Here is a 13284-nt window from a genome sequence, read left to right as displayed (position 1 = left end):
GGTGCGTATGCTCAGGGGCATGTCAGCTCTTTGGGGGAAGCGGATGGTCAGCGTTGCCGTGGTTGTGCCTATTCTGGCCCTGCTCGCCGCGGTGCTAGGCGGTTGCGAATACGGCACGGACCAGTACGCGGACGACGGCGATCCTGATCAGTCCCGACCGACCGGCCGCCCGGCAGCCACGGTTGCCGCGCCACCGGTTCCGCTCGCTAGCATGGATCCCGCACTCGAGGCTGAACTGGAACGAAACATGGCCGCCGTCGGAATGAAGCTGGCGGACCTGCCCGCGGGGGCGAGCGGCGGCGCAGGGAGTATCGGCGGGCACAGCAGCGCAGGCGGCGGACTCACATTCAGCGTCGTCCTGACACAGGCGGGGACACATACGCTCACGGCCATCTGCGTAGGCCCGGCCAAGGCGAAGCTGATGGTCACCTCACGCGGAGCAGTCAGCAGCTCGCAAAGCAACGATGTGCCGTGCGGAACGCTGGTCAAATGGCGGGTGGAGCTGGGAACCGGGCCGGTCACCGTCCACCTCGTGAGTCCGGACGAAGCCGGCCTCCACAAAGCCGCAGTGGGCGCTGTACGCATCTTCGACCCCATGCCTGGCGACCCCGTGCTCTGACGTTCGCGTGGCTCGGTTGGCCGCATCCGGCCGCCTCTGGTTCGGGCCTGTCTGCGGGCCTAGAGTCAGAGTATGCACACCGTGCAGGCACCCCTGGTGCCACGGCGGACGGCCGCGGCAGCCGCCGTCGTGCTTTCCGGTGTCGTGGCCGCAGGAGCGGCGCTGGGCGGCTGCGAGTACGTGTACGACGACGGCCGCGGGCCTCTGCCGACCGCAACGGCGCCGCCGTTTACGGATGCGGCACTCCCGCAGGACCCCCGCCGGAACCTGCCGGTGACCGGCGCGGAACTTGATCAATGGGTGGAACAGGTCCTCCCGGAGACGGCCGGGCAGGTTTTCCATACGGGCTTCGGGCTGCTCAAAGCGGGCACCACGCGCCAGGAAAGCACCGGGCACCTGCCAAGCGGGACATACTCGCTGACGCTGGCCTGCAAGAGCCCCCGCCGGGTGTCGTTCACGGTACGCAACGGGGAGCTCGCGCTCGTGGACCTAAGCCTGCGGTGCGGAACGTCAAGGGTGAACGTGATCCATGTGGCGAATGACGCCGTGCTCAGTGTGGAAGTGGCAGCACAGTCGGCAGCGAACTTCGCCTACCGGATCAGCCGGCTCTGAACACCGGACTAGGCAGCGCAGCCTTCCGGGCAGCGGAGGGTCTCCGGGCTGGAGGCGCACTCCGCGCAGTACAGCGTGAGGGTGCGGCAGCTCGGGTTGGAGCAGTTCTCGAATTTGCTGGTGGGGCCCGAACAGCGAACGCACTCGCCGATCGTTTTGGCGTCCTCGCTGAATTCGAGGTGCATGCGCTTGTCGAAGACGTAGAGCGACCCTTCCCAGAGGCCCTGGTCCTTGAAGGTTTCGCCGTAGCGGACAATGCCGCCGTCGAGCTGGTAGACCTCCTTGAAGCCTCGGTTCACCATGAGGCTGGAGAGCACCTCGCAGCGGATTCCGCCGGTGCAGTAGGTGACCACAGGTTTGTCCTTGAGGGAGTCGTACTTGCCGGACTCGAGTTCCTTGATGAAGTCGTGCGTGGTGGCCACATCCGGAACTATCGCGTCCTTGAACTTGCCGATCTGGGCTTCAAACGCGTTGCGGCCGTCGAAGAACACCACGTCCTCGCCGCTTTCCTTCTTGGCGTCCACCAGCTGGTGGAGTTCCTCGGGCTTGAGATGCGTGCCTCCACCCACCACGCCGTCGGCGTCCACCTTGAGTTCGCCGGGGGCACCGAAAGACACGATCTCATCCCGCACCTTGACGCTGAGGCGGGGGAAGTCGGCCGCTCCACCGTCCGACCATTTGACGTCGATGCCGTGGAAGCCCTTGTATTCGCGCGTTGTTTTCACGTACTGTTTGACAGCGTTCAGCTCGCCGCCCACGGTGGCGTTGATGCCGTCCTTGGAGATGAGGATGCGGCCGGTCAGGCCCAGCTTTTCGCAGAGGGCGCGCTGCCACAGGCGCACGGCGTCGGGGTCCGCGATCGGAGTAAAGCCGTAAAAGAGCACAATTCGGTTTAAAGCCACGTGTTTAAGGGTACTTGCTGACTGAAAGCGGCTGAAACGGGGCCTTTGCCTCTACCGGCGGCTCCGGTCACAATTCAGTAAGCAAGCCCGCTTCCCGGCCCATACCCCCTGTTGCTTGCGGCAGGGCTGGAATACTCTCATCACATGAGCCCAGACGCCATGGTTGAAGACATCACCCGCCTCGTGGAAATCTGGGTGACCGGATGGGCCGGTTGCCGAGGCTACGAGACGCGAACGGAAGGCCGCTTCCCGGCCGCGCTGCGCGCGGACACCACCAAGGAGTGGGAGTACTTCGCCCACGATCCCTCTGACACCGAATTCGCCGAGCTCGCCGCCAAGACCGCCGAAGCTCCGGCCAGGATCCTCACCATACTGACCAACGACGTCGCTCGATACACCTATTTGGGGCAGCAACACGGGCTGAACGTCACCTCTGCATCCCAGACGATGATGATCGTGGACATGGAAACCCAGGACTCCGAAGATCCTTGGCTTTCCGACGATGACTTGAAGCTGACCACATCAAAGAAGGACAACGTCCACCACGCCGTGGTGCGCGCCGGCGAAGCCGTTGCCGCCAGCGGACGCGTTTTTGTGGTGGGTCACACCGCCGTCTTCGACAAGATCGTCACGGAACCGGCCTACCAGCGGCGCGGGCTGGGAAGTTTCATCATGAAGGCGCTGGCGGCGCAGGCCTTCGAGCACGACGTGGAAAATGGCCTGTTGCTGGCTTCCCTTGACGGGCAGAAGCTTTACTCGCACCTGGGCTGGACCACCTTGTGCCATGTGCTGATGCTGTCCGCCTCGGACGAAGGCTCCGACCTGTCCGTCGGCTGACGCTGCCTGGGCCGGCAGGCTTGTTGATGCTCGTCGTCCCAGCCGGCTCCTTGCGGCGGGCGTAATTCCGGCTGTTCGTGCCGGGCGATTTGAGCCCGGATGAAACAATACTGAAGTGAACCCCCATGACTCCCTGATTCCCCTGCTGGGCCGTGGCCCGGACCCGGAACAGCTGCGTCATGTCCGCACCATTCCCGCCCGGCAGGCGGTGAACGAACCGTGGCCGGAATGGGCCCACCCCGACCTCGTCAAGGCCTACGGCACGCTGGGTATCCACGAGCCGTACCGTCACCAGATCCAGGCGGCAAACCTTGCCCACGGCGGGGAACATGTGGTGATCGCCACCGGCACAGCGTCCGGCAAATCGCTTGCCTATCAGCTGCCTGCGCTGGACGCGATCCACCGCTCGGAGCTGCGGGTACTTGCCGAACCTGGAAAGATCCACGACGACGGCGCCGTCGCCTTATACCTCTCCCCCACCAAGGCACTGGCCGCCGACCAGCTCGCTGCCATCCGCTCTCTCAGGCTCCCGACCGTCAGGGCGGAAACGTACGACGGCGACACCGACCCCGCGTCGCGGCGCTGGATCCGGGACCACGCGAACGTAATTCTGGCCAACCCCGACATGCTGCACTTCGGCATCCTGCCCAACCATGCCTGGTGGGCCAGCTTCTTCCGTCGGCTCAAGTACGTCATTGTGGACGAGGCCCACAGCTACCGGGGTGTCTTCGGTTCCCATGTGGCCAACCTGATGCGACGACTGAGGCGAATCTGTGCCTATTACAGCGCCGGCGCCTCCCAGCCCGGCCCGGTGTTCATCGCGGCCTCGGCAACGGCATCCGAGCCGGGAACGTCCTTCGGCCGGCTCATCGGGGCACCCGTCCGGGCTGTGTCCGAGGATTCCTCACCGCACGGCTCAACCACCGTAGCCTTCTGGGAGCCGGCCCTGACGGAGCTGCGCGGCGAGAACGGTGCGAAGGAACGCCGGACGGCCGTGGCGGAAACCGCCGAGCTGCTGGCCAACCTGGTGTCCTCCCGCATCCGGACGATTGCGTTCATCAAGTCCCGGCGCGGGGCGGAGACCATCTCGGCAATCACCAAGCGGCTCCTGGATGAGGTGGATCCCAGCCTCCCCCAGCGCGTTGCCGCCTACCGTTCCGGCTACCTCCCGGAGGAACGGCGGGCGCTGGAGAGGGCCCTGAGGTCCGGGGAACTCCTGGGTGTCTCCAGTACATCGGCGCTCGAACTCGGCATCGACATCTCCGGGCTCGACGCCGTCCTGGTCGCCGGCTGGCCCGGCACCAGGGCTTCCCTGTTCCAGCAGATCGGCCGGGCGGGGCGGGCCGGCCAGGACGCCATCGCCGCTTTTGTGGCCAGCGACGATCCCCTGGACACCTACCTGGTGAACCACCCCGAAGCCATCTTTGATGTTTCGGTTGAAGCGACGGTATTCGATCCCTCCAATCCGTACGTGCTGGGGCCGCACCTGTGCGCCGCCGCAGCTGAACTGCCGCTGGGTTATGCAGAACTTGACCTGTTCGGCCCCACGTCGGAGAAACTGCTGGACCAGCTGGTGTCCCAGGGTTACCTGCGGAAGCGGCCGGCAGGCTGGTTCTGGACGCATCCGCAGAGCGCGGCGGCCATGGTGAATCTGCGGGCCGACGGCGGCGGTCCGGTGAGCATCGTCGACGCCGAGACAGGTTCCCTGCTCGGCACGATGGACTCCCCGCAAACGCATTACCAGGCCCACACGGGTGCCGTGTACGTGCATCAGGGCGACAGCTACGTCGTGGAGGACCTGAACGAGGGAGACCACTGCGTGATGGTGCGCCGCGCCAACCCGGACTACTACACCACGGCCCGCGACGTGACCCAGATCGAGGTCCTGGAGACGCAGCGGACAGCTCAGTGGGGCGACGTCGCCGTGCACTTCGGCGATGTGAAGGTAACAACACAGGTGGTCTCCTTCCAGCGCAAGGCACTGATTTCGAATGAGATTCTGGGCGAGGAACCGCTTGAGCTGGGCGCCCGGGACCTGTTCACCAAGGCTGTCTGGTTTGTGGTGGACAACCGTTCGCTGACGGGGGCGGGGCTGATCGAAGCCCAGTTCCCCGGCGCACTGCACGCCGCCGAACATGCTGCCATCGGGCTGCTCCCGCTCGTCGCTTCCAGCGACCGCTGGGACATCGGCGGGGTGTCCACTGCCATTCACGCCGACACCGGAGTGCCCACCATCTTCGTGTATGACGGGCACCCCGGCGGCGCAGGCTTTGCCGAACGCGGCTTCGACAAGGCCAAGGTGTGGCTTTCCGCGACCCGTGACGCCATAGCGGCCTGCGAGTGCGACGCCGGCTGCCCGTCCTGTGTGCAGTCGCCCAAATGCGGCAACAAGAACAACCCGCTGGACAAGGCCGCGGCGATCACCTTGATCGACGTCCTCCTTAAGGACGCCACCGAGCAGCCCGCCGGGCAGGCTGCCGGGCAAGCGGGAGCTCCCCGGCCGCATACCGCAGGGGCGGAAGAGCGCGCGGCCCGCTTCTGAGACCGGCCTATGGCGGCGGGCCTGCCCGGGCATGCCCGGTGGCCGCGCCGAACATGCTTCGGGTCAGGGGCTCCGTCCGGACCTCCACTGTGTTGCTTCCCCCTTCCGTGCAGCTGGTGATTTTCGCCCCGTGCCGGCCTGCGACGTCGGCCGCAACGGTGCACGGCACACCCTGGCTGATCCCGCGCAGTGCGTCCGCGGCCGCCAGCGCTGCGAGGTCCGCGGCTGCTGCAGCCCTGGACGCCATCACGGCTGACTGGGCCAGGAGCAGCATCAGCGCCATGGCCAACATCACCACCATCCCGAGCCCTGCGGCAAGAACCGTCCCGGACCCGCGCTCATGAGCCTGGCCCGGATGGCCATCTTCCACAGTCGGCGGGTCCGGAAGCCCGGCTTCCACGTTTCCACGCGGCGAAATTTCCGGCGCGCTCACGAGGCCTCAGCTTCCAGATCCTGAAGCCTCCCCTGTGCGGTCGGCGCCCGTACGGGCCACGCCTCCTGCGGACGCAGGCGTGCGGACTCGGCCGTTTCTCCGCGTGCCAACGCCCGGGCAGACAACGTCCATGGCACGATCGACCCGACGGGGCCGGAGACCCTGCCGGACACCGTGACACTGAGCCATTCACCGTCCGCCACGACCGATGATGACGCCGAGGTTCCGGCGAGCTGCCGCACGATTCCCTCGACCGCGCCCGCGTCCTCCCCGCGCGCCAGGGCCCTCGCGCCTGCCCTGGCTGCCTCCTCCAGCCGAAGCTGGGTAATCCCCGCCGCCGACCCGGCAAGCAGCAGTGCCAGGAGAAGGAGGACGGCCGGCAGTGCCACCGCAAATTCGGCAGTGACCGCACCGCGGTCCTTCCCCGAACCCCGGAAGGCCTTCATCGCTGGCGCACGCCGGCGCAAGCCCGGCATCATGGCAACGCCAGCGCCGTCCGGATCAGGTTCAACAGGAAGCCCCGCACTTCATCGCTTCGGAGGATGAACACCAGGATTCCCGCAAAACCTACGGCAGCCAGTGTGGCGATGGCGTATTCCGCGGTGGCCATTCCCACCTCGGATCCCATGAGCCGGCCGCGGGCCGGGGCCGTAACGGGCGCCGCGTCCCTGGCGCCGGGGTAGATCTCGTGCACCTCCGCGTCGGCCTGGCCAGCGGCTTCGGAGGGCTCAGGCTGAGCTTGGGGACGGTGGTTGGAAGTGATTGACATGGTATTTCCTCTCATTGGTTTCCGGCTGATGTGCCGGCTGACTCGACTCTCCCGGCTGGGGCCGGACGGAGATAGGGGGAAGCCCGGCTAAGTGGATAAGCCCGGAAAGTCGCGGCTGTGGAGGAACACTTGGGCGCCGTGACGCCCCAGGCCCGGCTGCAAGGGTCAGCTTCCCGACGGCAGCATCGCGAGCAACACCGGAACCACGCCAAGGCAGATAAAGGCGGGCAGCGAACAGAGGCCGAGCGGGACCACCAGCCGCACGCCGAGCGCGGCCGCGCGCTTTTCCGCTGCCCTGAAGCGCTCCCGCCGCAGCCTTGCGGCCTGAGCATAAAGAATGGCCGACGACGGCGCCCCCGTCAGGGCCGCAAAACCCAGGGCCTGCCGCAGGACCAGCAGCTCAGGGGTCCGGACCTCGGAACTGCGCCACGCTGTCTCCCAGTCGGCACCAATGGCCAGCGCGGACACCACGGGCCGCAGCGACCGGTGATACTCAGGTGAGGCTGAGTCCGCGACGAGCTCCAAGGCACGCCCGATCCCCGACCCGGCGTCCAGCATTGCTCCGATCAGCTCCAGCATCATTGCTGTGTCGCGCAGGCCCTCGCCGGCCGGCCGAGTGGCCCCGGTTGTGGTTCCACCCTGGCCGTTAATTCCGACGCCGGGACGCCCCTGGCGCTGCCGGAGGAGCCTCCTGTGGGTGCTGGCGCGCCCGGTCAAAGCCAGTGCCGCGGCGGCGGCCAGCATCAATGCCACGGCCACAGACGGCAGCCATGCCGCCGTCATGATGTTCCAATGGCCGAGCGGACAAGCCTGGCCGACCAGATCCGGCCAGCCACTGTCAGCACCACGCCGGCAGCGAGCGCAGCAATCCCTAACGGCGTGCCGAGCAGGATGGACAGCGGATCCACACCCAGGGCGACGCCCAGCCCAAGACCCAGGACGGGAAGCCAGGTCAGGAGGGTAACGGTGGCTTTCGGCCCGGCCAAGGCGGTCTGGCGGGCTGCTTCTGCGTCGTCCTCCACTTCAAGCTGCGCCGCCAGGCGGGTCAGTACGTCCGCCAGCGGGCATCCGCTCGCTGCGGCAATGTCGAAGCACGCGGCGAGCTCACCCCAGATTCGTCGTTCGCGGCTCTGGCTACCGGGGAAGGCCACAGCGGACGCCGACCGGATGGCCTCGGCCACGGGGGAACCCCGCATCGCGGCCGCCCTTGCCACGGACACCATCGACAAGGACGCAGGAGAGAGTCCCTGAACGTCGTCCGGTCCGGCCCCGGGACGCTCCTCCGCGGCATAGACCATCCAGAGTTCGTCCCACAGCCGCGACGGTGTTCGGCCGCCTTTGAGCAGTGCTGCCAACTGTTGGACCACAACCGTCAGGGGCACGCAGCGGGATCGTTGACGGGGCTTTCCGGGCAAGACGGAGAGCCGGGCCTTTGCCGTATCGCGCGAGGCGCCACTCCCCCTGCCATTACGGGCACTTGGGCCGCCGGTCCGGCCCCGCGACTCGGGGTGCCCGGTACGCAGCGCCGTGCGGATTCTTCCTGATCGGCCGCCGGGAGGCCGGGCCACCAGCCACGCAGCCAATGCCAGCACGGCGATCAACAGAATCATCATCCGTATGCCCCGGACCCGGGTTTCGTCGGCACCGCATCGCAGCCACCGGTCAGGGATTCGTCAATGTCCAGCCTCCGGGCCAGCCCCGGCCACGACGGACCCGGGCTGATGGTTCCACCACGCACGGAAACAGCCACTGAGACTTCCAGTCCGTGGGCGCCGTCTTCAACGACACCGATGCACGCCACGTGACGGAGGCCGCGGGACCGTTCGACGTGCACGACGACGTCCAGGGCACTGGCAACCTGCAGCCGCATGGCGTCCTGGCCCATCCCGGCGAGGGCGCCGAGCGCCGTGAGCCGGGCAGGCACGGCCGCCGCTGTGTTGGCGTGGATGGTTCCGCCGCCGCCGGTGTGTCCGGTGTTCATGGCTGTCAGCAGTTCGCGAACCTCTGCCCCGCGGCATTCCCCTACCACCAGGCGGTCGGGCCTCATCCGGAGAGCCTGCCGGACCAGTTCGGCCAGATCCACTGCACCGCCGCCTTCGAGGTTTCCGTGCCTCGATTCAAGCGACACCACGTGGGGATGGACGGGATTAAGTTCGGCGGCGTCTTCGATCAGGACCAGCCGTTCGCCGGGATGGCTCAGCCCCAGGAGCGTGGAAAGCAGGGTGGTTTTACCTGATCCCGTGGCACCGCTGACCAGGAAACTCAGGCGCCGGGAAACCATGCGTTCCAGCACGTCCTGGACCAGGGCACCGAACATGCCGCCCTCCCGGAGTTCGTCCAGCGTGAACACCTCGTGGCGGCGTATTCGGACGCTCAAGAGTGTCCCGGCGGTCGAAATGGGCGGCAGGACCGCGTGGATGCGGTATCCGGCCTCCAGCCTGACGTCCACGCAAGGGGACCCGTCGTCAAGGCGCCGCCCGCCCGCAGCCACGAGGCGGGCCGCCAGGGAACGGACCTCATTTTCAGAGGAAAACGACACCGGCGCCTGCTCCAGCCCGTTTCCGCGGTCCAGCCAGACAGAGTCCGGGGCGTTGACGAAAATGTCGGTCACGGCCGGGTCCCTCGTCAATACCTGCAGCGGCCCCAAACCGTTGAGCTCAGCACTGATCCGCTCGACGGCGGCCAGCGATCCGGCCGTACCCAGGAGTCTGCCCGTGGCCTGAACCGCCGCGGCCACGCGGGACGGGGTCACCGGGCCGGAATCGGCCATCACTGATTCCCTCACCGATTCGAGCAACCCGGCGTCCAGGGCGCTGCTCTGCCGCCGCCTTAAGCCTCCGGCCGGACCGGGAAAGCGGGGCAGCCCAGGCGACTGCGACGGCGTGGTCATGGCAACCCGCCGCCCAGCAGATCCAAAACCGAGGCGGCGAACCGGCGCACTGTGCGCCGCCGGCCCATCTCCAGCAGGCGGCCAAGCTCCGTGGCATTGGCCGTGCCCTTCACTTCCGGGACGAGTCCCTGCAGGGGCAGCCCCACGGATTCGGCGATCAGCGGCCCGTCGAGGACGGCCCCCGCTTTGCCCCGGATCACCAGGGCCGTGTCCACCGGCGGAAGCTCCTGCAGCAGCCTGGCGGATGAAACGGCGGCTTTCAGCTGCGCGGGCGCCACTACCAAAATGCGGTCGCAGTCCCAAGCGAAAGTCCGCAACGGTTCCGTTCCGCGGCCGATGTCCACCAGGACCAGTTCGTAGCCCCGCCGCGCAGCGTCGAGGACGCCGCCCACGGTGGCGGCTTCCACGCCGGGCTGGCGTTCGCGGCTGCCCGGCCAGGACAGGAAAGAGAACCCGCCCGCCACAGGAAGAGCGTCGGACAACTGTTCAGGATCGATGCTCCCGCTCGCTTCCGAAAGATCGGTCCATCGAAGGCCCGGTATTTCCTCCGCGGCCAAGGCAAGCTCCAGGCCACCGCCCCACGGATCGCCGTCGATCAACAGGACCCGGGCTCCCCACTCCGCCGCGGCCTGGGCGATCCAGATCGCAGCGGTGGTGGCACCGGCTCCGCCGCACCCCCCGGTCACCCCCAGGACCAGTCCGCCGGCTTCCGGCGACCGCGAGCGGCTGAGGTATTCTGCCAGCCACGCGGCAGCGTCCGGCAGCACGGCCACCCGTTCGGCTCCCAGGACCGCGGCGAGGTGCCAGAGGCTGTCGCCTTCGCCGCTGAGCCCGACGAGTACAGCGGGTGCGCGGCGGCGGGGCGGCAGTTCGCGGATATCACTGCCCACGAGGACCACGGCCGCGGTGTCCCAGAACGGTGCCGCCTCGGTGGCGTCGGCGGCGACGCGAAGCTGGCCGCCGGCAGCCGCTACGATCCGCTCAACCTCGCCGCGCAAAAAGTCGAAGCCGGTCACCAGGAGCGTTTCCGCGGACTCGGCGGGAAGCCATGCGCCGGGAGCCCGCTCCCCCGCTGACGCGCCCCTGCCCGAGGCAGCTGCCGCGGGTACACCGCGGGCCGCCGGACCGGCCAGGCCGGCCGGATCAGGCGGCCTGCCTCCGTCAGGCTGCCGCCCCAACTGCTGCCGCCCCAACTGCTGCCGCCCCCGCGCTTGCTGACTCCGCGCTTGCCGGCTCCGCGCTTGCCGATTCCTCGCCTGCCGGCCGGTTGGCTCCTGCGTACCGGGGACGGCGGCCGTCACGTGGCCGGGACCGGTGAATTCCGGCGTGAACTCCGGTGTGGGTTCCTGAAGATGCTGCCTGCTCATCCTGCCACTGTGCCGGGCAGCCGCGCCGCCGGACAGCCCCACGGCAAGCCATGTGGACAACCCCCTGCACCGAGCACCTGTGGAGGGGTAGTGAGCCCACAGGACAAGCACCCGGAGTGCACGCTGTCAGCGATCGCCGAAACTGCGGCGCAGACCATGCCGCTCCACAAGGCAGAATTGAGGCTATGTATCTGCTGCTGTCCGCCCACGCTGACGGCGCAGCCCTCCAGGAGCTCACACCGGACGGCTCCCCCGCCCCGGGCAGCCCCGAACCGCGCCTGATCAGCGCCGGTGAGCTGGCCGGCGTCGTACGTCAACTCGAAAAGCGGCGCCCGCGCTGGATCTGGCACCGGACGCAGGAGTGGTACCCGGCGCTACTGGCGGCAGGGGTTGAGCTGGAGCGCTGCCATGACCTCACGCTCTGCGGCGCCATCCTGGCCCATTCGGAGTTCACCGCCCACACGGACTACGCCCGCAACGCCGAAAAGCTCACGCAGGACGACGACTCGCAGCAGCCGCCCCGCACCCTCCAGCCGCCGCCCCAGCCGGCACACCAGGGGGCACTCTTTGAAGACTCCGGACTCGGCCGTCAGCCCAGGCACTCGCCGGAAGAGCTGCGCACCGAGTTCGCAGCCCAGCAGGAAGCGCTGGGCCAGGCGGGCACGGATGCTAACCGAAGGCAGCGCCTGCAACTGCTCCTCGCCGCGGAATCCGCCGGCGCCATGATCGCCGCGGAAATGCAGCACACCGGCGTGCCCTGGCGGGAAGAACTGCATGAGCAAATCCTGGCGGACTATCTGGGCCCTCGCCCGCCGCTGGGCCACCGGCCCGCCAAGCTCGAGGCGTTGAACACCGAGCTCCGCAGGCTCCTGAATTCCCCCAGCCTGAACCCGGATTCGCCGCAGGACCTTATGCGCGCCCTGCACCGGAACGGCATCGAGGTCAAGACCACCCGGCAATGGGAGTTGAAGGAATCCAGCCATCCGGCCATCGAGCCGCTCCTTGCCTATAAGAAACTGTCCCGGCTGCATGCGGCCAACGGCTGGGCCTGGCTGGACGCCTGGGTGAACAACGGCCGCTTCCAGCCCGAGTATGTGGTGGGAGGTGTCGTCTCCGGACGGTGGGCATCCCGCGGCGGCGGTGCACTGCAGATTCCGCGCCAGATCCGCGGCGCGGTGCACGCCGATCCCGGCCACAAACTCATCGTGGCCGACGCCTCCCAGCTTGAGCCGCGCGTTCTGGTTGCCCTGGCCCAGGACTCCAAAATGGCCGAAGCAGCCCGGGACAAGGACCTCTATGCCGGTATCGCTGCGCAGGGTTTCGGCGGTGACCGCGCCAAGGCGAAGGTGGCCCTGCTCGGTGCCATCTACGGTGCCACAACGGGCGAATCCGGGCGGCTCATGCCGCAGCTGACGCGCACCTATCCGCGCGCCGTCGGCTTCGTGGAACAGGCCGCCCGGGATGGCGAAGCGGGCGGAACCGTCACCTCGAGGCTGGGCCGCAGCAGCCCGCCGCCGTCGGACCGCTGGCTGCAGAGCCAGCAGTCCACCACGGCGGAGGAACAGCGCCGCGCAGATGCAGTCGCCCGCTCCCGCGGCCGGTTCACCCGCAACTTCGTGGTCCAGGGCTCTGCCGCTGACTGGGCAGCCTGCTGGCTGGCGGAATTACGACGGCGGCTCCGCGCAATGCGGTCGGCCGGCGGCACCGCCGGCGAACTGGTGTTCTTCCTCCATGACGAAGTGATGGTCCACTGCCCTGACGATTCAGTGGATGCCTGCATTGGCGCCATCGAGGAGGCCGCCGCGGCGGCCAAGGAACTGCTGTTCGGCCGGATTCCGGTGGAATTTCCGGTGAGCGTGGCCGTTGTGGACTCCTACGACAAAGCCAAATAGCTCTCCGAAAGACGCGGCCTGTAACGTACCCGCGGGTAGCTTTGTGAACTGTCTCACCTCCCGGTTAAGCTCAATTAGCCGGTTTGCAGCAGTGGCAGTGCAGCACCGAAAAAGAACCGGCCGATGCAATGACGCATGGAAATTTGGGGAGGCACCAAACAATGGCTGGCACATTCGAAATCATCAACGCTGAAGAAGAAGCTTTCTACTTCCGGCTCAAAGCCGACGACGGCACGGTAGTGGCGGTTTCGCCGCGGTTCAAGACACTCAAAGGCGTGGTCGCTGGCATCAATGCCGTCCGCGAGAACGCAGCCACAGGACTCGTGGTCAACCGCGCCCGGCGGGAACTGGCCACCGGTTAGACCCGGCCCAACGGGGCGGGCTGCCCTGAGGCGGACGCCGGTCCGGCCCGCAGACCCGT

At 67.7% G+C, this 13284-nt stretch carries 14 protein-coding genes; 6 read left to right on the top strand and 8 right to left on the bottom strand.

Features of this window, described 5'->3' with window-relative positions; translation table 11 throughout:
• Nucleotides 1–19 precede the first annotated feature (19 nt).
• Nucleotides 20–619 carry a hypothetical protein gene (locus tag AC07YR_RS09095; protein WP_494733765.1) on the top strand — a complete coding sequence of 200 codons (600 nt, stop codon included), beginning with the start codon at nt 20–22 and terminating at the stop codon, nt 617–619.
• A 72-nt stretch (nt 620–691) separates the two neighbouring features.
• On the top strand, nt 692–1231 hold the full coding sequence (locus tag AC07YR_RS09090; protein ID WP_494733764.1) for a DUF6023 family protein: 540 nt from the start codon (nt 692–694) through the stop codon (nt 1229–1231).
• 8 nt (nt 1232–1239) lie between these two features.
• Here AC07YR_RS09090 and trhO read toward each other — a convergent pair whose 3' ends face one another.
• On the bottom strand, nt 1240–2133 hold the full coding sequence (gene trhO / locus AC07YR_RS09085; protein WP_494733763.1) for an oxygen-dependent tRNA uridine(34) hydroxylase TrhO: 894 nt from the start codon (nt 2131–2133) through the stop codon (nt 1240–1242).
• A gap of 144 nt (nt 2134–2277) precedes the next feature.
• Here trhO and AC07YR_RS09080 point away from each other — a divergent pair, with 144 nt between their 5' ends.
• Together AC07YR_RS09080 and AC07YR_RS09075 are read left to right on the top strand one after the other, a co-directional pair.
• Nucleotides 2278–2970 carry a GNAT family N-acetyltransferase gene (locus tag AC07YR_RS09080; RefSeq protein WP_494733762.1) on the top strand — a complete coding sequence of 231 codons (693 nt, stop codon included), beginning with the start codon at nt 2278–2280 and terminating at the stop codon, nt 2968–2970.
• Between the two features lie 115 nt (nt 2971–3085).
• A complete protein-coding gene (locus AC07YR_RS09075; protein WP_436058550.1) occupies nt 3086–5512 on the top strand; it encodes a DEAD/DEAH box helicase in 2427 nt (808 codons plus the stop codon).
• 7 nt (nt 5513–5519) lie between these two features.
• Here the strand turns inward: AC07YR_RS09075 and AC07YR_RS09070 are convergent, their stop codons facing one another.
• The 7 genes from AC07YR_RS09070 to ssd form a co-directional block, all read right to left on the bottom strand.
• Nucleotides 5520–5882 carry an Rv3654c family TadE-like protein gene (locus AC07YR_RS09070; protein ID WP_494733838.1) on the bottom strand — a complete coding sequence of 121 codons (363 nt, stop codon included), beginning with the start codon at nt 5880–5882 and terminating at the stop codon, nt 5520–5522.
• Between the two features lie 59 nt (nt 5883–5941).
• The gene (locus AC07YR_RS09065; protein WP_494733761.1) at nt 5942–6424 is read right to left on the bottom strand and encodes a TadE family type IV pilus minor pilin; all 483 of its coding nucleotides are present in this window, start codon (nt 6422–6424) and stop codon (nt 5942–5944) included.
• Complete coding sequence (locus AC07YR_RS09060; protein ID WP_055804956.1) at nt 6421–6714, bottom strand: DUF4244 domain-containing protein; 294 nt, start codon at nt 6712–6714, stop codon at nt 6421–6423. Before AC07YR_RS09060 ends, AC07YR_RS09065 begins: the two co-directional genes overlap by 4 nt.
• Nucleotides 6715–6879: 165 nt before the next feature.
• Nucleotides 6880–7497: a type II secretion system F family protein gene (locus AC07YR_RS09055; protein WP_494733760.1), complete on the bottom strand. Its 618-nt coding sequence runs from the start codon at nt 7495–7497 to the stop codon at nt 6880–6882.
• Nucleotides 7494–8327 carry a type II secretion system F family protein gene (locus tag AC07YR_RS09050; RefSeq protein ID WP_494733759.1) on the bottom strand — a complete coding sequence of 278 codons (834 nt, stop codon included), beginning with the start codon at nt 8325–8327 and terminating at the stop codon, nt 7494–7496. The genes AC07YR_RS09055 and AC07YR_RS09050 overlap by 4 nt, the downstream gene beginning before the upstream one ends.
• Entirely contained in the window at nt 8324–9604 is a 1281-nt protein-coding gene (locus AC07YR_RS09045) for a TadA family conjugal transfer-associated ATPase (protein ID WP_494733758.1), read from the bottom strand. Before AC07YR_RS09045 ends, AC07YR_RS09050 begins: the two co-directional genes overlap by 4 nt.
• A complete protein-coding gene (gene ssd, locus AC07YR_RS09040; RefSeq protein ID WP_055805139.1) occupies nt 9601–10620 on the bottom strand; it encodes a septum site-determining protein Ssd in 1020 nt (339 codons plus the stop codon). Before ssd ends, AC07YR_RS09045 begins: the two co-directional genes overlap by 4 nt.
• A gap of 536 nt (nt 10621–11156) precedes the next feature.
• Here ssd and AC07YR_RS09035 point away from each other — a divergent pair.
• Nucleotides 11157–12863, top strand: coding sequence for a bifunctional 3'-5' exonuclease/DNA polymerase (locus AC07YR_RS09035; RefSeq protein WP_494733757.1), 1707 nt, complete (start codon nt 11157–11159; stop codon nt 12861–12863).
• Between the two features lie 161 nt (nt 12864–13024).
• Nucleotides 13025–13225, top strand: a complete 201-nt coding sequence (locus tag AC07YR_RS09030; protein ID WP_494733756.1) for a YegP family protein — start codon at nt 13025–13027, stop codon at nt 13223–13225.
• Nucleotides 13226–13284 lie beyond the last annotated feature (59 nt).

It is taken from the genome of Arthrobacter sp. GW460-12-1-14-TSB2 (assembly GCF_059423525.1).
The sequence above is the reverse complement of the archived record's forward strand: the minus strand, read 5'-3'. Positions and strand labels throughout refer to the sequence as shown.

Bases quoted from the DNA above. Each gene is read 5' to 3' on its own strand.
- AC07YR_RS09095 (WP_494733765.1), top strand. From the start codon at position 20: ATGTCAGCTCTTTGGGGGAAGCGGATGGTCAGCGTTGCCGTGGTTGTG.
- AC07YR_RS09090 (WP_494733764.1), top strand. From the start codon at position 692: ATGCACACCGTGCAGGCACCCCTGGTGCCACGGCGGACGGCCGCGGCA.
- AC07YR_RS09080 (WP_494733762.1), top strand. From the start codon at position 2,278: ATGAGCCCAGACGCCATGGTTGAAGACATCACCCGCCTCGTGGAAATC.
- AC07YR_RS09065 (WP_494733761.1), bottom strand. From the start codon at position 6,424: ATGATGCCGGGCTTGCGCCGGCGTGCGCCAGCGATGAAGGCCTTCCGG.
- AC07YR_RS09060 (WP_055804956.1), bottom strand. From the start codon at position 6,714: ATGTCAATCACTTCCAACCACCGTCCCCAAGCTCAGCCTGAGCCCTCC.
- AC07YR_RS09055 (WP_494733760.1), bottom strand. From the start codon at position 7,497: ATGACGGCGGCATGGCTGCCGTCTGTGGCCGTGGCATTGATGCTGGCC.
- AC07YR_RS09050 (WP_494733759.1), bottom strand. From the start codon at position 8,327: ATGATGATTCTGTTGATCGCCGTGCTGGCATTGGCTGCGTGGCTGGTG.
- AC07YR_RS09045 (WP_494733758.1), bottom strand. From the start codon at position 9,604: ATGACCACGCCGTCGCAGTCGCCTGGGCTGCCCCGCTTTCCCGGTCCG.
- AC07YR_RS09035 (WP_494733757.1), top strand. From the start codon at position 11,157: ATGTATCTGCTGCTGTCCGCCCACGCTGACGGCGCAGCCCTCCAGGAG.
- AC07YR_RS09030 (WP_494733756.1), top strand. From the start codon at position 13,025: ATGGCTGGCACATTCGAAATCATCAACGCTGAAGAAGAAGCTTTCTAC.